Genomic DNA, 26,178 nt, shown 5'->3' on the forward strand with positions numbered 1-26,178 from the left:
GGAAGCAGAAGGAAGACATGTGATGACCAAGCCATTCACCACCACCGCCGCGGTGGTCGGCGCCGGGACGATCGGACTGTCCTGGACCGCACTCTTCGCCGGCCACGGCATGCGGGTACGGATCACCGACCCGCGGCCGGACCTGTCTGACGCGGTCGCCGAGACACTCGACCGAGCGGCCGGGCAACTCGCCGCTCAGGGCCTGGACGTGGACGGCCTCGCGGAGCGGGTACACGTGGCCGACGACCTTGCCGACGCGGTCTGCGACGCCGATGTCGTACAGGAGAACGGCCCGGAGAACGTCACCTTCAAGCGGGAGCTGTTCAGCGACCTGGTCGGCGCCGCCCCCGCGCACGCGCTGCTGCTCAGCTCCTCCTCGGCGATCCCAGCGACGGCGTTCACCGACACCATCGAGGACGCCCGCCGGATTCTGATCGGCCACCCCTTCAACCCTCCGCACCTGGTGCCGCTGGTGGAGGTGGTGCCCGGTGAGCGCACCTCGCAGGAGAGCGTGACACGGGCCGTGGAGTTCTACCGCTTTGTCGGCCGGGTACCGGTCGTGGAACGCAAGGAGATCCCCGGCTTCGTCGGCAACCGCCTGCAGAACGCCCTCAGCCGGGAGGCGATCTACCTGGTCGAGCAGGGCGTCGTCAGCCCGGCGGAACTGGACACCGTGATGGTGAACTCACTCGGCCTGCGCTGGGCGACCGTGGGGCCGTTCCTCGGCGCGCATCTCGGCGGCGGCCCCGGCGGCTACCGGCACATGGCCGAGCACATCGGCGTGTCGATGCAGAAGATGTGGGACTCGCTCGGCCGCCCGGAGCAGAGCCCCGAACAGACCGAACGGCTCGTCGCTGCAGTCGAGGACGCCTACGGCGCCCGCTCCTACGCCGACCTCAGCCAGGAGCGCGACGCCAAGCAGATCGCGGTGCTGTCCGCCCGGGACAGCATCACCAACGTGGAGAAGGAGAACCGGTCATGACCGCCCTGCTGCCCGAGAAGGTTTCCGTCGAGGAGCGGTTGGCCGCGGACTTCTACGACGTGGAGTCGCTGCTGCCCCCGCACGAGCGTGAACTGCTGCTTCACGCACGGGCCTTCATGCGCACCGAGGTCAAGCCGCTGGTCAACGAATACTGGGCCAAGGGAGAGTTCCCCCGCGAGCTCATTGGCAAGTTCCGCGAACTGGGGCTCGCCGGCGTCCCTTACGAGGGGTACGGCGACCCGCTGCCGGCCGGGAGTAACCTGCTGGTCGGCATGCTGTCGATGGAGTACACCCGTACCGACGCCTCGAGCGCCACCTTCTTCGGCGTGCACAACGGCCTGGCGATGTACAGCATCTACCGGGGCGGCGACCAAGAGCAGCGGGACCGCTGGCTGCCCTCGATGGCCGCGCTGGAGACCATCGGGGCCTTCGCGATGACCGAACCGCTGGGCGGGTCCGACGTGGCCGGGGGCATGCGGACCACCGCGCGCCGGGACGGGGAGAACTGGGTGCTCAACGGCGCCAAGCGGTGGATCGGCAACGCGACGTTCGCCGACCTGGTGGTGGTCTGGGCCCGCGACGAGGCGGACGACAGGGTCAAGGGGTTCGTGGTGGAGAAGGGCACCCCGGGCTTCTCCCCAGTGAAGATCGATAACAAGATCGCGTTCAGGATCGTGGAGAACGCCGAGATCACCCTGACCGACGTCAAGGTGCCTGAGGCCAACCGGCTGCAGCGGATCCATTCCTTCCGTGACGTGGCGGAAATCCTCCGTGCCACCCGCAGCGGGGTCGCCTGGCAGGCCCTCGGCGTGATGATCGGCGCCTATGAGCTGGCGCTGGACTACGCCAAGCAGCGCAGGCAGTTCGGCCGCCCGATCGCGCGGTTCCAGATGGTGCAGGACCTGCTGGTCAAGAGCCTCGGCAACATCACCGCCTGCTGGGGCATGCTGGTCCAGCTCGCACGGCTGCAGGACGCCGGCGTCTTCCGCGACGAGCACTCCTCGCTGGCAAAGGCGTACGTCACCTCGCGGATGCGCGAGGTGGTGGCGTGGTGCCGGGAGATCTTCGGCGGCAACGGCATCGTGCTCGACTACGACATCGCACGGTTCTTCGCCGACGCCGAGGCGATCTACTCGTTCGAAGGCACCCGCGAGATGAACACGCTCATCGTCGGCAAGGCGGTCACCGGCGAGAGCGCCTTCGTCTGACCGCGGCTCTCCCACCGACCGGCCCCCACAAACCCCGCGCCGGCCCCGAGTGCACCAGGCCTCGGTGCCGGCGCGGACCGGTGCAGGCGTGCCGCCCGCGCTTCGTGCACCGCGCACAAGTCCTGCCCCGAGCGTCGTCCCCCGCGCCCATGGGCCTGCGGCGCCGCGGATTCGTACCGTCTCTCCTCACGTACCGGACATCCGTCCCGCGTCGGGACGCGCAGCCGCGTCCGCCCGACGTCCGTCGACGTACTTCGAGGAGCAGGCATGCATATCGCGGAACTGCCAGATCTGCGGGCCCGGCGGGATGCGTACGGTCCCTGTATCGCTGATGACGTGTCAATTCTGGACAACGCGGCGTTCGCCCGTCGGGTGCGCCGGGCCGCGGCGGCCCTGCGGGCGCGGGGCATCGGGCGCGGCGACGTGGTGGCGCTGCTGCTGCCCAACACGGCGGACTTCGCCGTCGCGCTCTTCGCCGCCTGGCGGCTCGGCGCGGCCGTGACCCCGGTCAATCCGGCACTCACCGAGGGCGAGGCGCGATACCAGCTCGGCGACGCGGGTGCCGCCGTGGTCGTCACCGCCGGGCCGTCGCCGCTCGCCGGGGCGCTGCCGGTGGCCGAGTTGGGCGGCGGACCCGAAGACACGGCCCCACCGCAGACGGACCACGGCGCGCTCGCCCTGGTGATCTACACCAGCGGCAGCACCGGGCGCCCCAAAGGCGTGATGCTCGACCACGCCAACCTCGCGGCCATGGCGGGGATGATGATCGACAGCGCCCGCCTGTCCGAGACCGACCACAGCCTGCTGATCCTGCCGCTGTTCCATGTCAACGGGATCGTGGTCGGAGTTCTGTCCCCGCTGCTGGCCGGCGGCCGGGTCACGGTGGCCGGGCGGTTCCGGGCGGAAACCTTCTTCGGCCTGCTCACCGAGGTCCGCCCGACCTGCTTCTCCGCGGTCCCGTCGATCTACTCGATGCTCGCCGAACTGCCGGACGAGGTTGTGCCCGACACATCGTCAGTACGGTTCGCCGCCTGCGGAGCGGCCCCGATGCCGCCCGCGCTCATCGAGCGGTTCGAGCGCCGCTACGGCATCCCGATCCTGGAGGGCTACGGCCTCTCCGAAGGCACTTGCGCCTCCACCACCAACCCGCTGGACGGCCCGCGCAAGCCCGGCACGGTCGGACTGCCGCTGCCCGGCCAGCAGGTCGCCGTGATGGACCCACAGGGCCGGATCGTGCCTGCCGGGGCGACCGGTGAGGTGGTGGTGCGGGGGCCCAACGTCATGCGCGGCTATCTGGGCCGCCCGGAGGAGACCGCCCGCACCGTCGTGCACGGCTGGCTGCACACGGGCGATGTCGGGCGCTTCGACGAGGACGGCTATCTGGTGCTGGTCGACCGTATCAAGGACATGATCATCCGCGGGGGCGAGAACATCTACCCCAAGGAGATCGAGATCGCACTCGGCGACCACCCCGACGTGCTGGAAGCCGCCGTGGTGGGCGCCCCGGAACAGCGGCTCGGCGAGGTGCCGGTGGCCTTCCTGGCGCTGCGCTTGGGCGCCTCGGCCACCGCGACCGACCTGCTCGACCACTGCCGGGCCCGGCTGGCGAGGTTCAAGGTACCCGCCGAGATCATCCTCGTCGACCGACTGCCCAGGAATCCCGTCGGCAAGACGGACAAGCCCGCGCTCCGGGCCAGGACCACCGCCGTCACCACCGCTGGCTGAACGGAAACCGGAGGCAGTCATGGGATTCCTCGCACCGAATACGGCAGACGTCGACACACAGCGGTGGCGCACCCGCCCCTACCAGCAGCGCATCAGACTGCTCGCCGAGCACTGGGCCAGGCACGGCTTTGGCACCCCCGGCATCGTGCACCTGCTGTACCTGTTGAAGATCACGGCGTACGCACTTGGCGGCATCGCGGTCGTCTCCGCGACCCCCGGCGTCGGCGGCGTCACGCACTTCGGCTCGTGGTGGGGCGAGCCGATCGTCTACCAGAAACTCGCGATCTGGACGCTGCTGTACGAGGTCCTGGGCCTCGGCTGCGGCTCAGGCCCCCTCAGCTCACACTTCCTGCCGCCGGTCGGCGCCTTCCTGCACTGGCTGCGCCCCGGCACTGTACGGCTGCCCCCCTGGCCCGGCCGGATCCCGTGCACCGCGGGTACCCGGCGCACGGTGGCCGACGTGGCCCTCTACGCGGCCGTACTGGGGGCGGCGGTGTGGTTGCTGTGCTCACCGGGCGACCCGGGTGCGTCCGGTGTGTTGGCGCCGTGGCGCATCGCCGTGCTCGTGGCGCTGCTCGCCCTGCTCGGGCTGCGCGACAAGACCGTCTTCCTCGCCGCCCGCGCCGAGCACTACGGGCTGACGCTGCTGGTCTTCCTCTTCCCGGTGGCCGACATGCCCGCCGCGCTGAAACTGGTCATGGTCGCTCTGTGGTGGGGCGCCGCTTCCTCCAAGCTCAACCGCCACTTCCCGTTCGTGGTGGCGGTGATGATCAGCAACAGTCCGCTGCGTCCGGCCTGGCTCAAGCGCCGGCTGTACCGGCACTACCCCGACGATCTCAGGCCGTCGGGGCTCGCCGTCGGGGCCGCGCACAGCGGTACGGTCATCGAGTACGCGGTGCCGCTGGTCCTGTTGCTCTCGCACGGCGGGATCGTCACCACCGTCGCCCTGGCCGTGATGGTCGTCTTCCATCTGCACATCCTGTCGACCTTCCCGATGGGTGTACCGCTGGAGTGGAACGTCTTCTTCATCTACTCGGCGCTCGTCCTGTTCGGCCACGACGCGGCGGTCGGCGCCTTCGCCCTGCACTCCCCACTGCTGGCCGCGGTGCTGGTGCTGAGCCTGGTGGTGGTCCCGGTGCTCGGTCATGTCCGCCCCGACCTGGTGTCGTTCCTCCCCTCGATGCGCTACTACGCCGGCAACTGGGCCACCAGCCTGTGGTGCTTCCGCGAGGGCACCGAGCAGCGGCTCAACGAGCACATCGTGAAGGCGTCAGGTCTGCCCTTCGGCCAGCTCACCCGCCTGTACGGCGCCGAGACCGCCGAAGTGGTGCTGGACCAGGGGCTGGCCTGGCGGGCAATGCACACCCACGGCCGCGCGCTGGTCGGGCTGCTGCCGCGAGCCGTGGACGACGTGGGGTCCTACGATGTGCGGGACGGCGAGACGGTGGCGGGAGCGGTCCTCGGCTGGAACTTCGGCGACGGCCATCTGCACAACGAGCAGCTGCTGGCCGCCGTACAGCAGCGGTGCGGCTTCGCGCCGGGCGACCTGCGCGTCGTCATTCTCGAGTCGCAGCCGACGCACCGCGCGCGGCAGCATTACCGCATCGTGGATGCGGCGAGCGGCCTGATCGAGGAGGGGTATGTGAACGTGCGGGACATGGTGACCCGGCAGCCCTGGCTCGACGACGAGGCGCCCGCGATCCCCGTCCAGCCCGTCGGCGCGCCGCGACCGGCGACCGAGGTGGCGGCAGCGCATGAGTGACACGATCGTGGTGGGAGCCGCACATGAGTGACGCGATCGTCGTCGGGGCTGGCCCGAACGGGCTGGCCGCCGCCGTCGCCCTGGCACAGCGGGGGCTGAAGGTCACTGTGCTGGAGGCCGCCGACGAGATCGGCGGTGGCGCCCGAAGCAGCGAACTGACCGTCCCCGGACTGCTGCACGACCACTGCTCCGCAGTGCACCCGCTGGGCGTGGGCTCGCCGTTCCTGCGGACCCTCGGCCTGGAGCGGTACGGCGTCGCATGGGCGTGGCCCGAGGTCGATCTGGCCCACCCGCTGGACGGCGGGCGGGCCGGGGTGCTGGTCCGCTCCCTGGAACGGACTGCGAGCGGGCTCGGTGCGGACGGCCCGGCGTGGGAGCGGCTGTTCGCCCCGCTGGCCGACGACTTCGACGCGCTCACCGAGGATGTGCTGCGCCCGGTACCTCATCTTCCCGCCCACCCGGTGGCACTGGCCCGTTTCGGGCTCCGGGCGCTGCAGCCGGCCACGGCCGTGGCCCGGCGCTGGCGCACGGAGGAAGCCAGGGCGCTGTTCGCGGGCGCGGCGGCGCATCTGATGCATCCGCTGACCGGGCCGACAAGCTCCGCGGTCGGGCTGATGCTCATCGGCGCCGCCCACCGCTTCGGCTGGCCCGTCGCCCGCGGCGGGTCCCGGACCATCACCGATGCGCTGGCCGCACTGCTCGCCCAGCTCGGCGGGACCATCGAGATAGGAGTGCGGGTGGACTCCTTGGCCGAGCTGGCCCCCGCCCGGATCATCATGCTCGACACCGCGCCCAGAGCCGCGGCACGCATCTGCGGCGACCGGCTGCCCGGCCGGGTGTGCCGGGCCTACCGCGGCTGGCGGCACGGGCCGGCGGCATTCAAGATCGACCTCGCAGTCCGGGACGGCATCCCGTGGACCCATGAGGCATGCCGCCGCGCGGGTACCGTACACCTGGGCGGCACCCTGGAGGAGGTCGTCCGTACGGAGGCGCAGACTGCCGCCGGGCGGATGCCCGAGCGCCCGTTCGTCCTGGTCGGCCAGCAGTACCTCGCCGACCCCGGCCGCTCCTGCGGCGACGTCCACCCCATCTGGGCGTACGCCCACGTCCCGCACGGCTACCCGGGTGACGCCACCGAGGCGGTGCTGCGCCAGATCGAGCGGTTCGCGCCGGGGATCCGGGAGCGGATCGTGGGACGCTCGGTGCGCTCGGCCACCGAACTGGCTCGCTACAACGCGAATTTCGTGGGTGGCGACATCGTCGCCGGTGCCAACACCGCACGGCAGGTCGCGCTGCGCCCGCGGATGTCCCTCGACCCCTACAGCACCGGCATCCCCGGTGTGTACCTGTGCTCGGCGGCCACCCCACCTGGTGCGGGGGTCCACGGCATGTGCGGTGCGAACGCCGCCCGCTCCGCACTGCGGTACCTGGACCGGTGAGAGGGCCCGTGCAGCGGCCGGAGGGGACACCGGATCCCGTCGTTCTCGCGGCCCAGCTCATACAGGCCAACCGGGACGACGTCATCGCCAGGCTGGTCGCCACCACCGAGGCGGAGATCGCCCAACTCGAACACGACGAACCGCTGCACGGGCTCCTGCAAGCCAGCATCACCGAGAACATCGTCACCGCCCTGCACGTCATCATCAACCGCATCGACCCGCAGACCGTGGACGCGCCGGCCTCGGCCGTCTCCTACGCCCGCAGGCTCGCCCAGCGCGACGTTCCGCTCTCAGCCTTGCTGCGCGCCTACCGGCTCGGCCATGCGCAGAGCCTGGACCTGGTCCTCGGCGAGGCGGTCCGACTGGGGCTGCCGGACCCGGCCGGCACCGTCATCACTCTCGTCAGCCTCACCTCGGCCTTTCTGGACCGGGTCTGCGACCAGATCGGTCGTGTCTACGAGGAGGAGCGCGAACGCTGGGTGGGCAGCCGCGGTATACCGCGCCAGTATTGGGTCAACCAGCTCCTCGACAACCCCCGGGTCGATCTGCGGCAGGCCGAGGCCGCCCTCGACTACCGGTTGTCCGGCAGCCATCTGGCCGTCGAGGGCTGGCTCCACGGCACGACGGCGACCACCGACCCCGCCGCCGTCTTCGACCGGGTGACCTCGCTGCTGTACACCGTCCTGCACGCACAGGGCCGCCCCCTGCTGGTCCACACGGACGAGGCAGACGCCCGGATCTGGCTCGCCGTCAGGCCCAGCTGCCCGGTGGACCCCGACACCGTCGCCGCCGAACTGGCCGACGCCGCACTACCGGTACGAATCGCCCTCGGCACCGTCCGCCCGGGCCTCGACGGCTTCCGCCGCAGCACCCGCGCCGCCGCCCGCGCCAAGGCCCTCGCCCTCTCCGCGGGGGCCGGCACCCCTGGAGTGGTGGCCTTCACCCGCGTCGCCCCCGTCGCTCTCCTGGTCGACGAGCCCCGCGAACTGGCCGACTTCGTCTTCGACACCCTCGGTGACCTCGCCGTTGACGACCACCGCCGCGAACTCCTCCGCGAGACACTCCGCGTCTTCCTCGCCACCCATCGCAGCTACGCCGCCACCGCGGACCAGCTGATGGTCCACCGCAACACCGTCCACTACCGCGTCCAACGCGCCGTCGACCACTACCACCTCGACCTCGACGCCAACGCCTTCGACCTCCACTTCGCTCTCACGATCTGCCGCTGGCACGGGTCGAAGGTCCTGCGCCGTAAGTGAAGATGACGGGCACGGGCCGCGACCACGGCGATCCACCAGGACATCCGGTCGGCGGCCAAGCGCCCTTCACCTGCTTCCTCCCAGGAGGCCCCGGTCGTGGGGCGTAGTGGGGAAGGCGTCCTTGGGGTGGATCCGCGCAGCGGCGGAGTTCTCTTCGTATAGGTTCTGACCTGCACCTTCCTGATATGGCCAGCCCAACTGTTCGATAGCGGGAGGGAGCTGGACCGCGGGTCGGCTGGTGCGCAGGCCCGGTACAGCTTCCGTGGTTCGTGGACCTGGCGGGCGGGATCGTGCTGACCCGTGGTGTGGTCGCGACCTGCCGTCCACCTCGACGAGCGTGCGTATCCACCGGGACGGCCTCGGCCACTGGTACGCCTCGTTCGTCGGGGAAGCGCCGGTTGAGCCGCTTCCCTGAACAGGCCGGGTGTGCCGCGAAGCTGCACAAGAAGGTCGCCCGGCAGCGTCAGGACACCGCCCACAAGGGGGCCAAGCGCGTGGTCTGTGACCATGACGCCCTCGCCGTGGAGGACTTCCGCCCGAAGTTCCTCGCGATGTCGACCATGGCCCGCACGGCAGCCGACGCTGCCATCGGCGCCGCGAAGACTGTCCTCACCTTGTCCATCCAACCACCATGGACTGCGCGCAGTGCGGAGCGAGAACCAAGCGCGCACTTCCTCTCTCGGAACGAACCTACACCTGCACCACATGCGGCGCCGTATCCCCCAGGGACAAGAACCCCGCCCGCGTGATGCTGGTCCGGGCTGTTCTGAACCCGGCTGGTGTTGAGGGCACAAGACCCGCTGAGGCGTGGCCCCAGCGGGCAGCCTGAGCCAGGAATCCCCTCCCTTCAGGGAGGGGAGCAGTCAACGCTCCAGTACGAGCAGTTGGGCCTCCTCCGGTGACCACCCGACCGTTACCTCGGTGTCGAGGTCGCCGGTCGCGCGCGAGCCCGTGCCGAGTTCGCGCATGACCACGTCCTGGCCGCCCACGTGCAGTCGGTGACGGATCGTGGCGCCGAGGCTGGTGGACGACAGCAGCCGGCCGGAGCCGCGGTTCTCGGTGCGGTCGGCCTCGACGAACCGCAGGTGCTCGGGGCGGACGGAGACCGCGTACGCGTCGCCCTTGGCCCCGCGGTCCCGTACCCGGCCGACTCCCCAGGCGCCGAGGTCGACGACGGCCTCGCCGTCCTTGCGTTCCAGCACCGTGCAGGGCAGCAGGTTGGTGTCGCCGAGGAAGTTGGCCACCCAGTCGGTTTGCGGATGCGCGTACACGTCCTCGGGGGCTCCCTCCTGCACGATCCTGCCGTCGCGCATGACCACGATCCGGTCGGACATGGACATGGCCTCGTCCTGGTCATGGGTGACGAACAGGACAGAGATGCCGAGCGACTGCTGCAGTGTCTTCACCTCGTCCTGCATCTGTTCACGCAGGCGCTTGTCCAGAGCGGCCATCGGTTCGTCCAGCAGCAGGGCAGCCGGGTTGAACACCAGGGCGCGGGCGAGGGCGACGCGCTGCTGCTGGCCGCCGGACATCTGCCGGGGACGACGGTCGCCGAGACCGGCCAGTCCGACGCGGGCGAGTGCCTCTTCCGCGCGCCTGCGCCGCTCGCCGCGCTGGACCCCTCGCATGCGCAACGGGAACTCGACGTTCTCGGCGGCGCTCATGTGCGGGAACAGGGCGTAACTCTGGAAGACGACACCGAGGTTGCGGTCCTTCGGGGGAAGCCGGTCCACGGGTTCGCCGTCGATCAGCACCGTGCCGGAGGTGAGTTCCTCGAAGCCGGCGACCATCATCATCGTCGTGGTCTTCCCGGAGCCGCTCGGCCCGAGCAGCGTCACGAACTCGCCGGGCTCGACCGACAGATCGAGATCGTCGACGGCGGCGACATTGCCGTACGTCTTGCGGACGCCCCGCAACTCGATGGCGCCACGGCGCTCTTCATGAGGGGTCGAGGCGGATGCCTGCCGTGTGGTCGTGGTCGTCATGGTTCACCTTGTCTGTTCGGGGGCGGTCAAGGGGAGCAGCCGTGCGACGGAGCGGCGGCGGATGGTGAAGCAGACCTGGACGAGCAGACCGAGCGTGGCGACGGTGACGAGCATCGCCGATGACACGGCGATCTTCGGGGTCAGGTTGTACTGGATGTCGGTGAACATCTTCACCGGCAGCGTCGTCGCGTCCGGGGACTGCAGGAACAGCGCGATGACCGTCTCGTCGACGGACACCGAGAAGGCGAAGAGGGCCCCCGCGACGAGCCCTGGCCGGATGACCGGGAGATAGACGAACCGCATGACGGAGAAGACTCCCGCGCCCAGGCTGCTCGCCGAGCGGACGAGCGCCGGATTCAGCCCGGCGAGGCTGGCCCGCACGGTGAGGAAGGCGTACGGCACCGCGATCACGGCATGGGCGAGGCCGATCGGCAGGACCGTCCCCACCATGTCCAGGGAGATGAAGAACTGGTAGAACGCCAGCGCCATCACCACGGCAGGCACGATCATCGGTGCGAGCAGCAGGCCCGTCACCGCCGCCTTCCCGGGAAACACACGCCCGTGCAGTGCCACGGCTGCTGTACCTCCGAGCAACACCGCGATCACCACCGCGACTCCGGCGGCCTGGAGACTCGCGGACAGGGCAGCCATCCATGCCTGGTCGCCGAAGAACCCGGTGACCGCGTCCGTGGACAACTGCTTGGGCGGGAAGGTGATGTAGCGGCTGCCGGTGAACGCGACCGGCAGCACGATCAGCGTCGGCACCACAAGGAAGACGAAGACCGGCACCGAGGCGATCAGCGAGGACACATGTCGAGGTCTAGTGAGCCTCATATTCGCCTCCTGCACGAAGGATCCGCTGGTACACGGCGACGAGTACGCTGACGACGACGGTCAGCAGCAGCGCGAGCGCCGACGCACCGGCGAAGTCGGTCAACTGGCGTGCGTAGAAGTCGATCTGATTGGCGATCATCATGTCGCCGGGGCCACCGAGCACGACGGGCGTGATGAAGAACCCCGTACTGATGATGAACACCAGCAGACCCGCGGCGGAGACCCCCGGCACTGTCAGGGGCAGGATGATCCGCCGGAAGACCGACACCTCGCCCGCCCCCAGTGACCGGGCGGCCAGTTCGAGCCGGTCGTCGATCGCGGCCAGGGCCGCGAAGATCGGGAAGACGGCGTACGGCAGCAGATAGTGCACCATGCCGACCACGACGGCGAAGCGGTTGTGGAGCAGGGCCAGCGGGGCGTCGGTGAGGCCGAGCCCCTGCAGTGCGGTGTTCACCAGGCCGTTGTCCTGCAGGAGCACCGCCCACGCGAAGTTCTTCACCAGGACGCCCGTCCAGAAGGGCAGCAGTACGAGAGCGAAGAGGACGACCCGCGCCAGTGGGCCGCGCCGCCAGATCACCACGGCCAGCAGGTAGCCGAGTACGACCGTGGCGAGTGTGGACAGTGCGCTGATCTCGAAGGTGTTGAGCAGCGACCGGGACACCAGCGGGTCCTTCAGCACGCGCTGGTAGGCGTGGTCGTGGGTGCTCGCCGCGACGAGTTTGCCGAGAGGCGTCAGGAAGAGTACGGCGTCGAAGGCTAGTGCGGGCGCCAGCAGCAGCAACCAGGTGCCGCGTGGGCGCCTGTGCCGCCGCCGGGCGTCGGTGCCCGCGGATGTGGAGGCCGCGGCAGGTGTCACGGTGGACGTCATCAGCTGCCCGCCTGCCACAGCTTGAAGCGCTGCTCTGTCGCCTTGAGGTTCTTGGCCCACCAGGCGTCGTCGCGGACCAGGATGGAGTCTGCCAGCTTGGGGCTGGTGGGCAGGGAGTCGGCGACCGAAGCAGGCAGCTTGGCGAGGGCCGGGGTGTTGGCCAGGGTGAGGTTCGTGGTCTGGATGAAGTCGGCGCCGGCTGCGGCGTCGTTGCTCATGAAGTCCAGGAGCCGGAAGGCCGCCTCCTTGTTCGTGGCGCCCTTGGGGACCACGAAGTAGTCGCCTGCGACGACACTGTTCCTGGCGGTGAAGTTCAGCCTTGCCCCGTCCTTGCGGGCGGCGCTGATCCGGTTGTTGAAGCTGGTCGAGAGCGCGACCTCACCCGAGGTCAGTTGCTGGATCGGCTCCTGGTTGGCGGTGTGGTAAATCAGCTTGTCGCGCCCGGGGTGCTGGGCCAGGTACTTCAGAGCGGCATCGACGTCGAGTGGATAGATCTTGTCGAAGGGGACGCCCGCGGCGAGCCGTGCCGCCTCCAGGATCGAGCTGTCGGACAACTGCGCGTAGACGGAACGCTTGCCCTTGTAGCGCCCCTGGTCCAGGAACTGCTCCCAGTCCTTGGGTGCCTGCGCGTCGGGAATGTGCCTCTGGTCCCAGGCCATCACGAACAGGAAACTCAGATACTTGATGCCGTAGTCGGCCTTCGCGTAGGACGGCAGCCCCCTGTCGCTGATGACGTCGTAGTCGAGCTTCTCCAACAGCCCCTCGTCGACGGCCTGGAGGTACTCCGGTGCGGTCAGTTCCACCAGGTCCCACTGGACATCGCCGGACTGCACCTGGGCCTTGAGGCCGGCGAGGCTGGTGTTGGCCAGCAGCGACGCGCGCACACCCGTCTTCTTCTCGAACGGCTTGAGCAGGGTCTTCGTCAGCTGGTCGTTGTACGAGCCGCCGTACGAGGTGACGGTCACCGTGGTGTTCGGCTTGGCCGAAGGGGTGGACTTGGTGCTGCACGCGGTGAGCAGGCTCCCCGCGAGGGGTGCCGCCAGCGCGGAGGCTCCAGCCGCCCGCAGGATCGACCGGCGGCTCGTGCTTCTGTGTGACTGCTCGTTCATGGTGGGCATGCCTTTCCGGCAATGAAGGGGCAGGGCAGGGATCAGCCCCAGAGGGGAAAGAGGGAATTCTTCGAACTGCCATCTGTGCCATGGGTGAGCAGGCCGGAGTGTGGCCTGCGGCTTATAGCCGTCGTCAATCGCACATGACATTCCGGAACTCGTTCACGTCCGCCGCCACGATCAGGCGACCTGCGGAAGGGGAACGAGCCGGTACACGCGGTCTGTGCCAGCCCGGCGACCGCGTGGCGCAACAGTAGGGACATGTCCTCTGCACGTCAACGCCCGCAGGCGGTGTGCAAACCATCCATTGAGGTGGCGTGATCATGGATGAATCCGCCACTTCTTGGCTGGTCGGGTGACGGATAGCGTCGTTGTCACCCCTTCAGCGGCGTCCGGGTCGAGCCCTTCGGCCGGGCACGACCGGAGCGCACTCGCACGGCGTCCCCCCACCCCCTGGGGCGCCGCGTCACCGCCATTGTCCAGCCAGCCCGGACACAGATCTGCCGACAGCAGCTTTCCCCCTGATCGCCGATGCCCTGCCACGATTCCCGAGCCACGAGGAGCACAGAACGTCGTGAACGAAATCCATGTGCTGCGCAATTACATCGACGGTGCATTCGTAGACGCGGAGGACGGTCGTACACTGCCGGTACTCGACCCCACCACCGGTGAGGTCTACGCGAGCTCACCGCTCTCGGGGCCGGCGGACGTGGACGCGGCAATGGCAGCCGCGGCGGCAGCCTTCGCCGTGTGGCGCGACTCCACCCCCGGTATCCGGCAGCAGCTGCTCCTGAAAATCGCGGACGCCGTCGAGGCACGTGCTGAGGAGCTGGTCGAGACGGAGTGCCGGGACACCGGCAAGCCCCGCGCCGTGACCAGGACCGAAGAGATCGTTCCCATGGTCGACCAGCTGCGCTTCTTCGCGGGCGCGGCGCGCCTTCTGGAGGGCAAGGCGGCGGGGGAGTACGCGCAGGGCCTCACCTCCATCATCCGGCGCGAGCCCATCGGTGTGTGCGCACAGGTCGCGCCCTGGAACTACCCCATGATGACGGCGGTGTGGAAGTTCGCACCGGCGATCGCCGCGGGGAACACCGTGGTTCTCAAGCCGTCGGACACCACCCCCGCGTCAACGGTGCTGCTCGCACGGATCGTGGGCGAGGTACTGAAGGAGCTGGATCTGCCGGTCGGTGTACTCAATGTCGTGTGCGGCGACCGGAACACCGGGCAACTGATGGTCGAGCACGCGGTGCCAGCTCTGGCCGCGATAACCGGCTCGGTCCGTGCCGGCATCCAGGTCGCCCAGAGCGCTGCCAAGGACGTCAAGCGGGTCCACCTGGAACTCGGCGGCAAGGCACCCGTGGTCGTCTTCGACGACGCGGACATCGTGCGGGCCGTCGAGGGCATCACGACCGCGGGCTTCTTCAACGCCGGGCAGGACTGCACGGCCGCCACTCGCGTCCTCGTGCACGAGGCCGTCCACGACGAGTTCGTCGCCCAGTTGGCCAAGGCCGCCGCCGACGTCAAGACCGGTGGCGTCGATGAGGAGGGCGTGCTCTTCGGCCCGCTCAACAATGCGAACCAGCTCGCACAGGTGGGCGGCTTCGTCGACCGGCTCCCCTCGCACGCCACTGTCGAGGCAGGCGGTCATCGCATCGGTGACAGCGGCTACTTCTATGCCCCCACCGTCGTCTCTGGCCTCAAGCAGGACGACGAGATCATCCAGAACGAGGTCTTCGGCCCGGTCATCACCGTCCAGTCCTTCGCCGACGAGAATCAGGCCGTGGAGTGGGCCAACGGCGTCGACTACGCTCTCGCGTCCTCGGTCTGGACAAAGGACCACGCCCGCGCGATGCGGATGTCGAAGCGCCTCGACTTCGGCTGCGTATGGATCAATACCCACATGGTCCTCGTCGCGGAGATGCCGCACGGCGGATACAAGAAGTCCGGCTACGGCAAGGACCTTTCGGCTTACGGCTTCGAGGACTACACCCGCATCAAGCACGTCATGACGTCGCTGTGATCGGGGAGGTCCGCGCCTCGAAGGGGCGCCTGACGGTGTCCTGAACAGGCGCCCTGTCGGGGGTGCTCAGAAGAAGTCGGGCCTCTTCGGCGAGTACGACACCAGCAGGTTCCGCGTCTGCTGGTGGTACAGGACTCACGCGCGACTTCATGCGCGTGTTCGCCGAGGAGACCTGGGGGATCCACAGGAGAAGGTCATCGGCTCGGCACCCGTGTACTCCTACGCCGACGGGAAGATCGTCCACTCCAAACACTCCTTGGCAGCCTGGACCTGGGCTCGGGCAAGCCCGAGCACATCTTCGCCCAGACCGGAAGGCTCCATACGAGTTGGGTGCTCGCTCAGCGGCGGCCCTCCGCCCGGTGAGTCGATGTTGTGCCAGTCCGGGTGGAGGTGGATCGACCCGAGGACGTCCAGGCCGTCCGCCTCGGCGCCCCGCAGGATGCGCAGCAAGTCGGTGGAATCGCACCAGTACCCCCGATGTGGGTTCTCGTAAGCCGTTCCGAAGCAGGGCACGATGCATTCCGCGAACTCTCCCAGGGCCGCGCTGTCGGTGGCCCGCACGTTGCGGCCGAACTCGACGCGCTCGACGCGGGCTGTGCCACCGTGCATACGGCCGACCAGCACGCCGAAGCACGGGTAGGGGCAGCCTGGCCTGATCCCTTCGTAGACACCGAGTGCGGCGTCGAGGAACGTGGAGCAGGCGGTGCGCTCCAGGAAGACCTGCATGCTCTCCGGGCATGTGCCGGGACTCCTGCGGTTCGCCACGATCAGCGCTCCGTTCGCAGGACGGGGAGGGACGTGAACCCGCGCAGCCGCCCGTACCTCTGGGCCGGAGGCTGTGCCTGCGCGAGGTCGGGGAGCCGCTGCCGAAGCCGCTGCAACAGCATCGCGATCTCGAGGTGCACAAGTTCGGCGCCGAGGCAGTAGTGGGCGCCTCCACCGAAGCTCAGATGACGTGGCCCGCCGCGTTGCGGCAGGAACTCGTCCGGCCGGGAGTACACAGCGGGATCCCGGTTGGCGGCGCCCAGCACCGGCCAGACCCGAGCGCCCGCCGGTATCGTCACGCCGCCGATGACCACCGTCCTGACGGGAATGCGCGGGGCGGGGGTGAACTGCACCGGTGCGTCGTAGCGGAGCAGCTCGTCGACGAACATCCGGGCACGGCCAGGGGCGTCCAAGAAGACCGCACGCTCGGGGTGCCGGATCATCAGGACGATTCCGGTCTCGATTCCCGCAGCGATCTGCGGGAATCCGGCGACGGTGAGGCCCGTGAGAATGCTGACCAGTTCGTCGTGCGGCAGGGCCTCGGGACGGGCGGTGTGCGCACGGATGAGTTCAAACGTCAGATCGTCGCCGGGCTCACGGTGCCTGCGGGCCACTTCCATGTGGAGGTAGTCGGTGAGCCGTCGCATCGCCGCCGCGCCGTCGTCTTCCTCTCCGGGCAGTGGCCCCGAGGTCGGAAAGATGTCGGCGACGAGCGTCGAGACCAGCTCTCGGTCGGTCCGGGGCAGTCCCAGGAGGTGCATGATCGTGTCGCGTGGGAAAGCCTCGGCGACAGGGGTCATGTCGGCGACGCCGCCGTGGCGTAGCGCTTCGACCACGGGTTCGAGCAGGTGGTCGCAGAGTTTGCTGAGCCACGGCTGCCGACGTCGTACGTGCTCGGCGAACCGCCGGGCCACTGCCGCACGCATTCTCGTGTGCCGGGGAGGATTCTGCGAGCTCATGACGCGGGACAGCACCGGCGCGGCATGTCCGCTCGTCCTCGTGGACGGCCGTTGAGCACCCGGCGCGAGGAAGAGCTCGCGTTCGGTCAGTACGCGCCAGCAGTCCGGGTGACGCGTCAGGAGATAGGTGCCGCTCCGGCACTGGTACACCGGTTCAGTCTCACGCAGTCGTTCGTAGACGGGGTACGGGTCTCCGGCGTGCACATCCGCGAGAACATCGATGGAGCCTCTGATTCCCATGGCATCAACCCCTCGGGGCGATGAACGAGGCCTCGTGTCAGCCCATCCCCATTGACCACTCCGAACGGGTGGCGTGCGACTCGGCGCACGATCGGATTACTCCAAATGGGTGATGCGCCGCCCTCCGTCACCGCGCTGAGCAGGGATTCCGTGATTTCGGCAGCAAACTAATCACCCTGACGAAAACGGAGGCCGACGAGCGCAGTGTGGCGCCGAGGCGGGCTGGGTTCGGCAGCCAACGCATGAGCCCTTCACGCGGCAACGTGGCCCGGACACCGGCCGAGAGGGCGGCTGTGGCACATCGGCGACGGGGCAGGCGCAGACTTCACGTACTGGAGCACAACCCGACCGAGGCGCACTTCGGACCGCTGCGGCAGTTCACCCTTGCCAACTCGGACCATCCGAACCACACGGCCCAGACCCGCGCGCTGCATGCCTACCTGACCCTATGAGGGCCGGGCCTCCTCCGTGCTCAGCCCGGTGGATTCTGTTTCCGGGGCCATACGAGCTCGGGAAGGAGGCCCGGGATGTCTGTCTACGTTGGGATCGACGTGGATCGCAAGAGGTCGCAGATCGCCATCGCCGACCAAGGCGATGGGATTTGCGTGAACAGGAACGTGCCCAACGGGCGGGTGTCGGCTTTGGGGGTGATCGGGGATCCGCCCATGGACACCCCGGTAGCGTTCGAGGCCGCCTTCGGCTGGTGCCGGCTGGTCGAACTGCTTCAGGAGCATGGTTTCGAGCCGCCCTGGTGCATCTGCTGCAGTGCAAAGCCATCGCCTCGGCCCGGCTGAAGAACGACAAGGTCGATGCGGCCATCCTGGGGTCATGTCCCCTGTGGTGGTGTAGCTGTCGGTGGGCCGCCCCTTCAGGAAGACGACTGACGAAAGGCGCTCGCCCTGCGGCGATGGCACCCTGGGGGTTTCGCTGAAGAGCACGCGCCAATTCGGTGGCCCGGTGATGTCGATCAAGAAGTTCCAAGTCACCTTCGACTGCGCAGAACCTCAGCGCCTCGCCCGTTCCTGGTGCGAGGTGTTGGGGTACGTCGTACCGCCGCCACCCGAGGGGTTTGCCACGTGGGACGACTTCAAAGCGCTCGCAGCCACCTGAGCAGCAGGACGCATGGTTTGCCTGCGAGGGGAAGGCCGCCAAGAACCGGCTGCATCTTGATGTGCGGGTCGGCACCGGACTCGTGGGTGAAGAGCGCCTCGCCGCACTTGAGGCCGAGTGCGCACGCCTGGTCCCGCTCGGGGCGGTACACGTGCGAACGCTGTATGACGGCAATGATTCGTGCATCCCGATGCTGGACATCGAGGGCAACGAGTTCTGCATCGACTGAGGGGTCGCGAACGTCCCCTCCTTCCGTCATGCCCCGCAGAGCGGTGTAGTGGCGCGGCAGCGCCTGATGCCCCCGCTGTTCAGCGGCTTGGTGCCCGCGGGCCATGAGAGGGGGGTTCCTCATGGCGCAGACACCCGCGCGTTCGCCGAATGCGCGCAGTTGGGTCGAGGCCATACTTCGCGCAGTGCGGACAGCACCGCCCCCAGGTGCGTACGTTGTTGAGGTTGGGGGAGACGACGTTGCCGCAGCCGTTGCACAGTGAAGTCCAGGGTGTACTGACGTTCCGGTACGGTTCGAGCGGGGTGAAGCCGGCTGCCTTCATGTCGGCCACGGCCTGCTGCGGGTCGCCGGGTCCGCGACGGGTGCAAAACCGGCACCGTCCACCGCGGCTTGTGGTGTTGTCGTAGCGCGGGGCCACCAGGTGGCCGGCGGCGGCGCACTTCGACAGCCACGGCTTTCCGGTGCCGGGGAACGGTAGGACGGTAGTGAAGCCGTGCTCGAGCATCGCGGCCGCGGCCGCCTCGGGGTCGACGGGGGAGTTGGGCGCGCAGTATTTGCAGGCACCCTGCCCGTTCATCACGTTATTCCAGTTCGGATAGATGATCTTGCCGCAGCCCTCGTTCAGGCACCGGCACTTCCACCGTGCCCGTGCGCCACCGGGATAGGGCTCAAGAGGCTCAGCATTGCCCAGCCGTCTCATGTCGGCCACTGCCACATCGTTCGTCACCGTTGCCACGGCCTTCTCCCTCCGGAAAGGGGAGCGGCAGTCTTCCACCCGCCACTGACACTCCGTCATTCACCAGCGGCTGCGTCCCGGTGCGTTGAATGAAATGGCACGGCCGCCTACGGACCGCTCCACGAAGATGGTGTCCCGCGAAGTGGTGTAGCTGGTCGAGGGGTGATGGATGCGCGGATTTCTGCCGTGTGAGGGGGCCCGATCATGGTTTGTGGCTTGTTGTGCTGATCTGCCTGGCCCAGCGGCACCCGCCTCGCCCGCTCGCAGGCGCTGAGCACGTACTTCCTGTTCCTGGAGCTGCGGCACAAGGTCGAGATCCATCGGATGACCGGGCGGGGCGTCGAGTGCCCGATCGACGAGATGAACCGCCCGCGCGGCTCCAAGGGCGCCCGGATGCGGATCCCGCGGACGGCGCCGGAGGTCGGCCGGCTGTTCACCGGCTGGGGCGGCGAGCTGGCGACCTGCCGCGAGTTCGCCCCGACCGCGAGGAACTACGAGGAACTACATCGTCTCGAGCGACGGCGCTTGGACGAGCGGATGGTTGCTGACCTGTGCGGATGCTGTGATGCACGGGTGCCGCGTAGGGCTGATCGCACCGCTGTTGACCGTGGTCGTCCGTTCTTACCGGGTTCCTTGCAGAAAGCCCCGGCGTTCACGCCGGGGATGAATGCATCTCAAGACTGCTCTGACGTGCACCTTAGATCGGACGTTGCTGCTGCTCGATGTACTGGCGGACGATCGCCAACGGCGCCCCGCCGCACGACGCGGAGAAGTAGGAGGGTGACCACAGGTGCCCGTGCATGATGGCGCGGTTGATCCGGCCGGTGAACTCCTGTCGTATCCGGCGGGCGGAGACGCCCTTGAGGCTGTTGACCAGCTTGGAGACGGCGACCTTCGGCGGGTAATGCACCAGAAGGTGGACGTGATCGCGTTCGCCATTGAACTCCTTCAGCTCCGCTTCGAAGTCCTCGCACACCTTGCGCATGATCTCTTCGCAGCGCGTCAGCATCTCGTCGTTGAACACTCCACGCCGGTACTTCGTCACAAAGACCAAGTGCACGTGCATCGCCGAAACCACATGCCTACCAAGCCTGTAATCGTTTCGCCCATCCATGAGACCAATCGTAGTAGGATCCTGGTCATGCAGCTCCGCTACAACTACCGGGCCTACCCGGACGCCTCCCAGCGCCGTGCGCTGGCCCAGGCGTTCGGATGCGCCCGCGTGGTGTGGAACGACTGCCTGCGCGACCGCAAGGAAGCGCACGCGGCGGGGCTGCCATACGTGAAGTCAGCAGATCTGTCCCGACTTCGCATCACACAGGCCAAGCGCACCGAGGAACGCGCCTGGCTCGCCGACGTGTCAGCGGTCGTCCTGCAACAATCCCTCCGGGACCTCGACACCGCCTACAAGAACTTCTTCGACAGCCTCAAGAGCAAGCGGCCGGGCCGCAAGGTCGGGCCGCCCCGCTACAAGTCGAAGAAGGACACGAGGCAATCGATCCGCCTCAACACCAACGCCTTCTGCCTCCAGGACAACGGCACCGTGCACGTGGCCAAGGTCGGTACTCTCAAGGTCAAGTGGTCCCGTCGGCTTCCGGCCGCACCCACGTCCCTCACCGTCACCAAAGACAACTCTGGCCGGTACTTCCTCAGCTTCGTCGTGGACACCGAACCGGACATCCTCCCCGAAGCGGAGACCGAAGCCGGTATCGACCTCGGCCTGTCCGCCTTCGCCGTCCTGTCCAACGGCAGCAAGATCGACAGCCCGCGCTTCCTGCGCCGGGCCGAGAAGAAGCTCAAGCGCCTTCAGCGGGAGCTGTCCCGCAAGGCCAAGGGATCGAAGAACCGGGCCAAGGCCCGCATCAAAGTCGCACGCCAGCACGCCAAAGTGGCGGACCGGCGCCGGGACTGGCACCACAAGGCATCCACACAGATCATTCGCGACAACCAAGCGGTGTACGTGGAAGACCTAGCGGTGTCCGGCCTCGGCCGCACCCGGCTCGCCAAGTCCGTGCACGACGCAGGATGGTCCGCATTCGTCGGCATGCTGCAGTACAAGGCGGTCAAGCACGGCCGCACCTTCGCCAAGGTGGACCGGGCCTTCCCGTCCTCTCAGGTCTGCTCGGCCTGCGGATTCCGCGACGGCCCCAAGCCCCTGCACGTCCGGCAGTGGACCTGCGGCGAGTGCCACACCGTGCACGACCGTGACCACAACGCAGCACGCAACGTCCTGTTCGAAGGACGCCGAATCGTCGCCACCGGACGGGTGGAGACGCTAAACGCCTGTGGAGCGCCGGTAAGACGGGCACACGTGCCCGCACAGCGCGGTGAAGCAGGAAGCCCCCGGAACGGTCAGACGACCCAGGCCGGAATCCCTGGACTTTAGGCCAGGGAGTACGTCAATGGACTCGACCGCCGAAGGCCACTGCGCCTTCTCGGCCCTTGGCCTGGTTCTCCGTGACGTACGGCCGCAGTTCGGCCTCGTATGCGGCGAACGCGGTCGCGTGGTCGCCGCCCGCCTTCGCCAGTTGCCGAGCCAGTACGCGTGCGCCGATCAGTGCCTGTGAGGTACCCATGCCGCTGGTGGGCGCGGCGCAGTACCCCGCGTCTCCGACCAGCGCTACGCGGCCGTGCGACCAGCGGTCCAGGTGGACCTGGCATGAAGAGGAGAAGTAGAAGTCGTCCGCCGCCGACATCGCCTCCAGTAGCCGAAGCGCCTCCCAGCCGTGCCCGGCGAACGCCGCCCGCACGGCCTGCTCCTGCTCGCTTCGCTCGAGCCGGTCCAGGGCGGGCGAGTCGGTGGCGAAGGAGAGGCTCACCGCCATCCGGTCCGCGTCGCCCGCGCTGAACATGTAGATGGCGGTGCCCTTCCCTTGCTGCAGCACCCCGCTGTGGTCCAGGCCGAGGAAGTTGGCCGCTGTGAACCCGGCGCCGGACAGTCCCAGGTGCCGCAGTACGCCGGAGTGCGGACCGAACGTGAGCTGCCGCACCTTCGAGTACAGCCCGTCCGCCCCGAGGACCAGGTCGAACTGACGGGGCGCGCCGCGTTCGAACTCGACCGCGACGTCGGACTCGTGCTGGGTGAGCGTGGTGATCGAGTCGTCGAACACGTACTCCGTGTAGTCCGCGGTGATGCGGTGCAGGATCCGGGTCAGGTCCCGCTTCGAGACTTCCAGTTCGCCCGCGAACGCTTCTGCGGGCAGCTGCCCGGCCTCGGCGCCTGCCGCGTCCAGGAGGGCGGTACCGCGCATCTGGGTGTCGTGCCCGCGCACCTCGTCGAGGATGCCCATCTCGTCGAGTACGTCGAACGCGGCGCCGCGGAAGTCCACCGCGTACCCGCTGTCACGGAGGGTCGGTGCGCGTTCGACCACGGTTACGTCGTACCCGTCGCGGTGCAGTAAGTGGGCGAGGGCCGGTCCGGCGACGCTCGCGCCCGAGATCAGAACCTTGGTGTTGGTCATGAGCATGAACGTAACAGGCTTGACCAAATGGTCAAGCCGTACGGATGAACCAATTGGTCAAATCTCCGCTATGCTGCGGGCATGGGAAACCGGGAAGATCTGCTGGCCGGCGCCAAGCAGTGCCTGATCGAACGCGGCTGGGCCCGCACCACCGTGCGGGACATCGCCGCGGCCGCCGGGGTCAGTCACGCCGCCATCGGTTACCACTTCGGTTCCCGGGACGCGCTGCTCACGCAGGCGCTGGTGGAAGCCGTGGACGAGCTCGACGAGGAACTGACCCGCCATGCCCCGGCAGGAAGCGCGGAGGAGCGCTGGCAGGCGCTGATCGACAGCTTCACGACGCATCGGGCGTTGTGGGTGGCCCAACTGGAGGCCGTGGTGCAGGCCGAACGGTCGGCGGCGGTGCGCGAACACCTCGCCGAAGGCCAGCGCAGGGCGCGGGAGGGGCTCGGCGGCTCGGTGCCGCTCGCTCTGCTTGGCGGCTTGATGCTGCAGTGGCTGGTGGATCCCGATCACGCACCGTCGGGCGCTGAGGTGATCGCCGAACTGCGCTCGCCCCCGGCATCGTTGACGACGGATCGGTGACAGGACTGCCGGAAGGCGACGGGCCTCGAAGCGAGAACGAACCCAGGCGGGCGGCGGCTTGACCTCCTGACCCGCGTCCTTTCCCGGGGGCATTCATCGCCCGCTGCCGCAGTACCCGCCCCGGCGAGAAATGCCGAACCCCGACCGACAAGTCCCGGCAGGGCCGCCAACATGTTCAGAGCCCGGAACAACACCGAGTCCAGGCCGCGTTCCACCTTGCCCCGGGACCCCACGCACCCGACCCGCACGACGTCGAGCAGCGGTTACTGCGCGGCGCCGACGTTGGGCCTGGGTACATCGCGGGCCTTGATCGGCGCCCACGTCCTGCTCTCAGCTTGGGAAGCTGATGCCCCAGGTCGCGCTGCGGGTGAGTGGGGCGTGCGGGCTCGACCTCATGCTCGTCGACGTCGACGTCGGCAACCGACGGCTGACCATCGCTGACCGCGTCCGGCCGCTCGACGACCTCAGACTGAAGCTGCTGCTGGACGGCTGGAGCACCGACGCACCCGCTGGCCGAACACCGCGAACCTCCACCTGCTGATCAACAACCAGACCACGAACAAGACCACCCGGGCCGTCGGCAACCACTGGATCAGCGCCGCGATGCGCGGCCAGACCGCGACGCGGGAGAGGCTCCGTGTCGACCGCCAACTCGAAGAGGCCGTCGCCCCAAGGCCCTGACCCGCTCCACCTTGCAGAGGTGTTCGGACCCGCGACTTCGGCCTCGCCGCATCCCCGGACGCCGACCGCGCGTCCACATCCTGTGGATCTCGTCAGGGAGTTCCACGACCAGCTGCGCGGACAGCCTGGCCCCTCGCTCTGACCGAGGGCGTGCCACACACGTGACAGGACCACCCACCTCCAGGAGCGTCACGAGATCGGTCATCACGCGGTTGCCCCCACGGCGACCGGGAAGGCCGCCGGGGTCACGGAGGCGGCACGGTACGCGATGCCGTGGCGCTGCTGCCTGTTGAATTTTCCGCCCCCCCCACGACCAACGTCGCCGGTCACACGACTCGCCTCCGAGGAGACGACGGAGCCGGGCCGGCAACTGTGGTCGGCGTGCCTGCCGTACTTGTCTCGCCAGTTTCGTCGAAGGCTCGGCCGCGCCGCGCAAGCTGCTGGGTCTCATACCGCCCCTCAACGGTGGCCTCCACGTCGAATGAGTGGGCGACTGCCGTTGGGTGGCCGATCAGCTCAAGCGCTCGGCTGGGCAATGGCTGTTGCGACGCCTCCACGGTTTCGAACAGCAGGACGGCTCCCCACCGGTTGGTTTCCGTATCGGAGAGCCACATCTTGAAACGGAGTCCTGGCACTTCGGAAAACGCCGCTACAGACTCCTCGCGCAGGTACGTGCGCATGGACTCGATGGTCTGGTCAGAAGCAGACAGGTCCCACCAGACGATGACAGCGTGCACAGCGGTTTTCCCTTCTCCTGGGGAAGCGTGGTTGCAAAGGCGGCCATGGATGGCCGGGGGCAGGCGGTGTCTCTTCGATCACCGGATCGCTGTTCTGGTCATGGCCGGCAGGGGGTCTGACGGGCGCTGACCTATCGCCCGAACAGCCCCGTTTTCATCAGCGGCTGTGCCGCGCGGGCGGTTGACCATGCGCTGGCTGTTCCGGCGGAAGAATCTCCGACATCCGCAGGGCAACGATCAGAACGACGACCATTGCCCGCTGATATTCGGCGAGCAGAGTCGGGCTGCCCCTGAGGGCCCGTCGCTTCCGATGGCCCCTCTCGGACTTCTTGCCCAATTGAGGGTGGCGGTGCCTACAGCACGCGCAAGGCCTGGTCGACATCACGTTCGCGTCTGGCCAGCGCATACAACACGGCCTGATCGCCATGCCGGTCGCGGGCAGCTGCGACAAGCACGTCAACCGCGATGGCGAGTGCGGCTTCGGGCGCCTGGCGACGAGCACCCACGCTCAAGGCCAAGTCATCGAGGTGAACTGCCAGTTCGACACAGCGGGTCTGGAGGTAGCCGTCGAGCAGCATTTCCTCTCCTGGTCGGTGGAGGATGGCCACTCGTCGATCGGCTGGCTCCTTGTCCAACCGCTGCGCCAGCCGTTGCCACGCCGCCTGTGCCTGCTCAGCCACGACAGTGGAGCCGGCTGTGGCTGTTTCCTCGCTTCGTGCACGCACGCCGACGTTGAGCGCGGAGTCGGGCACGGACGTGTCGACGAGCCTGGCGTAGTAGCGCACCGGTGACACCGGTTCCGCGCCGCCCACCTGGCCATCGAGGAACCACTCGACCTGCAGAACGCTGCGCGCAAGGTGACCAGCCAGTCCGCCCACTGACATCCCCGGCAGCACGGACTCTTTCTCCCAACAGCGCGCCACTTCTTCCCTCGTCAGAAGCTGCACAGCCTGTTCGGCAGCCAGTAGGTACGCTTTCCGTATCTCCGTAGTCATGTCAGGCATCTTGCCCGCACGAAGATCACGGCAGTCAAGGGTATCCGCATAGTGGGCAGCCGGGCGGCGAGCGCCTGGCGAGGCGCGACATCCTCGCCCATCGACGTCACGCAGCCCGATGGCACACCTTGGCCGCCGCCGTCATGCGCCCCCGTCATCGTCCTCACCGCCGCCAGCGCACTGCTGCTCCTGCTCGCGCTGTCCTTTCGCGACGTGGCCTTCGGCTTCAGCGACGAACGAGCCCTCCCCGCCAACTCACCTGCGGCCAGGGCGATGCACGTGGCTGCGGCGGCGGCCGGAGTCGCGGGAACGAGCAGCACGCCGGTCGCGACGGAGCTGCCGCGGCGAGCGTGATCATCCTTCGTGTGTTCATAGTCCTTACCTGTCATGTGCAGGTCGTGGGGAGTCGGACCCGCCCAGTGTGGCGAAGCCCGGTCTGAGCGGCAATGATTCCAACACTCCCTTGCAAATGGTCAGTTGAGGCCGCAT

Annotated in this window: 23 protein-coding genes and 2 pseudogenes; 13 read left to right on the forward strand and 12 right to left on the reverse strand. The window is 68.3% G+C overall.

Annotated features, from left to right (window positions below; genetic code table 11):
* The first annotated feature begins 22 nt into the window (after positions 1–22).
* From ACWGKT_RS39980 to ACWGKT_RS40010, 7 genes and pseudogenes are all read left to right on the forward strand, one after another.
* Positions 23–982: a 3-hydroxyacyl-CoA dehydrogenase NAD-binding domain-containing protein gene (locus ACWGKT_RS39980; protein WP_453277537.1), complete on the forward strand. Its 960-nt coding sequence runs from the start codon at positions 23–25 to the stop codon at positions 980–982.
* Positions 979–2,190, forward strand: a complete 1,212-nt coding sequence (locus tag ACWGKT_RS39985) for an acyl-CoA dehydrogenase family protein (protein ID WP_453277538.1) — start codon at positions 979–981, stop codon at positions 2,188–2,190. The genes ACWGKT_RS39980 and ACWGKT_RS39985 overlap by 4 nt, the downstream gene beginning before the upstream one ends.
* Before the next feature lie 336 nt (positions 2,191–2,526).
* A complete protein-coding gene (locus ACWGKT_RS39990; protein WP_453277539.1) occupies positions 2,527–3,915 on the forward strand; it encodes a class I adenylate-forming enzyme family protein in 1,389 nt (462 codons plus the stop codon).
* A 19-nt stretch (positions 3,916–3,934) separates the two neighbouring features.
* Positions 3,935–5,677 carry a DUF3556 domain-containing protein gene (locus tag ACWGKT_RS39995; RefSeq protein ID WP_453277540.1) on the forward strand — a complete coding sequence of 581 codons (1,743 nt, stop codon included), beginning with the start codon at positions 3,935–3,937 and terminating at the stop codon, positions 5,675–5,677.
* A 23-nt stretch (positions 5,678–5,700) separates the two neighbouring features.
* The gene (locus ACWGKT_RS40000; RefSeq protein WP_453277541.1) at positions 5,701–7,116 is read left to right on the forward strand and encodes a phytoene desaturase family protein; all 1,416 of its coding nucleotides are present in this window, start codon (positions 5,701–5,703) and stop codon (positions 7,114–7,116) included.
* 8 nt (positions 7,117–7,124) lie between these two features.
* On the forward strand, positions 7,125–8,375 hold the full coding sequence (locus ACWGKT_RS40005; protein WP_453277542.1) for a PucR family transcriptional regulator: 1,251 nt from the start codon (positions 7,125–7,127) through the stop codon (positions 8,373–8,375).
* A 275-nt stretch (positions 8,376–8,650) separates the two neighbouring features.
* Positions 8,651–9,204: pseudogene (locus ACWGKT_RS40010) on the forward strand (RNA-guided endonuclease TnpB family protein); the annotation flags it as partial.
* A 34-nt stretch (positions 9,205–9,238) separates the two neighbouring features.
* Here ACWGKT_RS40010 and ACWGKT_RS40015 read toward each other — a convergent pair.
* Genes ACWGKT_RS40015 through ACWGKT_RS40030 form a run of 4 tightly spaced genes read right to left on the reverse strand, consistent with a single transcriptional unit; the run spans position 9,239 to position 13,171 of the window.
* The gene (locus tag ACWGKT_RS40015; protein ID WP_453277543.1) at positions 9,239–10,360 is read right to left on the reverse strand and encodes an ABC transporter ATP-binding protein; all 1,122 of its coding nucleotides are present in this window, start codon (positions 10,358–10,360) and stop codon (positions 9,239–9,241) included.
* A 3-nt stretch (positions 10,361–10,363) separates the two neighbouring features.
* A complete protein-coding gene (locus tag ACWGKT_RS40020) occupies positions 10,364–11,194 on the reverse strand; it encodes an ABC transporter permease (protein ID WP_453277544.1) in 831 nt (276 codons plus the stop codon).
* Positions 11,181–12,062 (reverse strand): ABC transporter permease, encoded by an 882-nt coding sequence (locus tag ACWGKT_RS40025; protein ID WP_453277545.1) that lies wholly within the window; start codon positions 12,060–12,062, stop codon positions 11,181–11,183. The genes ACWGKT_RS40020 and ACWGKT_RS40025 overlap by 14 nt, the downstream gene beginning before the upstream one ends.
* On the reverse strand, positions 12,062–13,171 hold the full coding sequence (locus ACWGKT_RS40030; protein WP_453277546.1) for an extracellular solute-binding protein: 1,110 nt from the start codon (positions 13,169–13,171) through the stop codon (positions 12,062–12,064). The genes ACWGKT_RS40025 and ACWGKT_RS40030 overlap by 1 nt, the downstream gene beginning before the upstream one ends.
* Before the next feature lie 574 nt (positions 13,172–13,745).
* Between ACWGKT_RS40030 and ACWGKT_RS40035 the strand changes: the two genes are divergently transcribed.
* Complete coding sequence (locus tag ACWGKT_RS40035) at positions 13,746–15,191, forward strand: gamma-aminobutyraldehyde dehydrogenase (RefSeq protein WP_453277547.1); 1,446 nt, start codon at positions 13,746–13,748, stop codon at positions 15,189–15,191.
* A gap of 219 nt (positions 15,192–15,410) precedes the next feature.
* Here the strand turns inward: ACWGKT_RS40035 and ACWGKT_RS40040 are convergent, their stop codons facing one another.
* The gene (locus tag ACWGKT_RS40040) at positions 15,411–15,956 is read right to left on the reverse strand and encodes a hypothetical protein (protein WP_453277548.1); all 546 of its coding nucleotides are present in this window, start codon (positions 15,954–15,956) and stop codon (positions 15,411–15,413) included.
* 2 nt (positions 15,957–15,958) lie between these two features.
* Complete coding sequence (locus ACWGKT_RS40045) at positions 15,959–17,155, reverse strand: cytochrome P450 (protein ID WP_453277549.1); 1,197 nt, start codon at positions 17,153–17,155, stop codon at positions 15,959–15,961.
* Between the two features lie 527 nt (positions 17,156–17,682).
* On the opposite strand from ACWGKT_RS40045, the gene ACWGKT_RS40050 reads away from it, so the two are divergent.
* Positions 17,683–17,949, forward strand: coding sequence for a hypothetical protein (locus ACWGKT_RS40050; RefSeq protein WP_453277550.1), 267 nt, complete (start codon positions 17,683–17,685; stop codon positions 17,947–17,949).
* Between the two features lie 163 nt (positions 17,950–18,112).
* Positions 18,113–18,494: pseudogene (locus ACWGKT_RS40055) on the forward strand (VOC family protein).
* A 79-nt stretch (positions 18,495–18,573) separates the two neighbouring features.
* On the opposite strand, the gene ACWGKT_RS40060 reads toward ACWGKT_RS40055, so the two are convergent.
* A complete protein-coding gene (locus ACWGKT_RS40060) occupies positions 18,574–19,230 on the reverse strand; it encodes a hypothetical protein (protein WP_453277551.1) in 657 nt (218 codons plus the stop codon).
* 697 nt (positions 19,231–19,927) lie between these two features.
* Entirely contained in the window at positions 19,928–20,344 is a 417-nt protein-coding gene (tnpA, locus tag ACWGKT_RS40065; RefSeq protein ID WP_453277552.1) for an IS200/IS605 family transposase, read from the reverse strand.
* 27 nt (positions 20,345–20,371) lie between these two features.
* On the opposite strand from tnpA, the gene ACWGKT_RS40070 reads away from it, so the two are divergent.
* Positions 20,372–21,616 (forward strand): RNA-guided endonuclease InsQ/TnpB family protein, encoded by a 1,245-nt coding sequence (locus tag ACWGKT_RS40070; protein WP_453277553.1) that lies wholly within the window; start codon positions 20,372–20,374, stop codon positions 21,614–21,616.
* A gap of 13 nt (positions 21,617–21,629) precedes the next feature.
* Here ACWGKT_RS40070 and ACWGKT_RS40075 read toward each other — a convergent pair whose 3' ends face one another.
* Positions 21,630–22,691 carry an FAD-dependent monooxygenase gene (locus tag ACWGKT_RS40075; RefSeq protein WP_453277554.1) on the reverse strand — a complete coding sequence of 354 codons (1,062 nt, stop codon included), beginning with the start codon at positions 22,689–22,691 and terminating at the stop codon, positions 21,630–21,632.
* 81 nt (positions 22,692–22,772) lie between these two features.
* Here ACWGKT_RS40075 and ACWGKT_RS40080 point away from each other — a divergent pair, with 81 nt between their 5' ends.
* Positions 22,773–23,276 carry a TetR family transcriptional regulator gene (locus ACWGKT_RS40080; RefSeq protein WP_453277555.1) on the forward strand — a complete coding sequence of 168 codons (504 nt, stop codon included), beginning with the start codon at positions 22,773–22,775 and terminating at the stop codon, positions 23,274–23,276.
* Between the two features lie 346 nt (positions 23,277–23,622).
* Positions 23,623–23,817, forward strand: coding sequence for a hypothetical protein (locus tag ACWGKT_RS40085; RefSeq protein WP_453277556.1), 195 nt, complete (start codon positions 23,623–23,625; stop codon positions 23,815–23,817).
* Positions 23,818–24,283: 466 nt separating this feature from the next.
* Here ACWGKT_RS40085 and ACWGKT_RS40090 read toward each other — a convergent pair whose 3' ends face one another.
* The 3 genes from ACWGKT_RS40090 to ACWGKT_RS40100 form a co-directional block, all read right to left on the reverse strand.
* The gene (locus ACWGKT_RS40090; protein WP_453277557.1) at positions 24,284–24,694 is read right to left on the reverse strand and encodes a hypothetical protein; all 411 of its coding nucleotides are present in this window, start codon (positions 24,692–24,694) and stop codon (positions 24,284–24,286) included.
* A gap of 353 nt (positions 24,695–25,047) precedes the next feature.
* On the reverse strand, positions 25,048–25,689 hold the full coding sequence (locus tag ACWGKT_RS40095) for a maleylpyruvate isomerase N-terminal domain-containing protein (RefSeq protein WP_453277558.1): 642 nt from the start codon (positions 25,687–25,689) through the stop codon (positions 25,048–25,050).
* Positions 25,686–26,078: a hypothetical protein gene (locus ACWGKT_RS40100; RefSeq protein WP_453277559.1), complete on the reverse strand. Its 393-nt coding sequence runs from the start codon at positions 26,076–26,078 to the stop codon at positions 25,686–25,688. Before ACWGKT_RS40100 ends, ACWGKT_RS40095 begins: the two co-directional genes overlap by 4 nt.
* Positions 26,079–26,178 lie beyond the last annotated feature (100 nt).

The sequence above is a fragment of the Streptomyces sp. NPDC054794 genome (assembly GCF_053611585.1).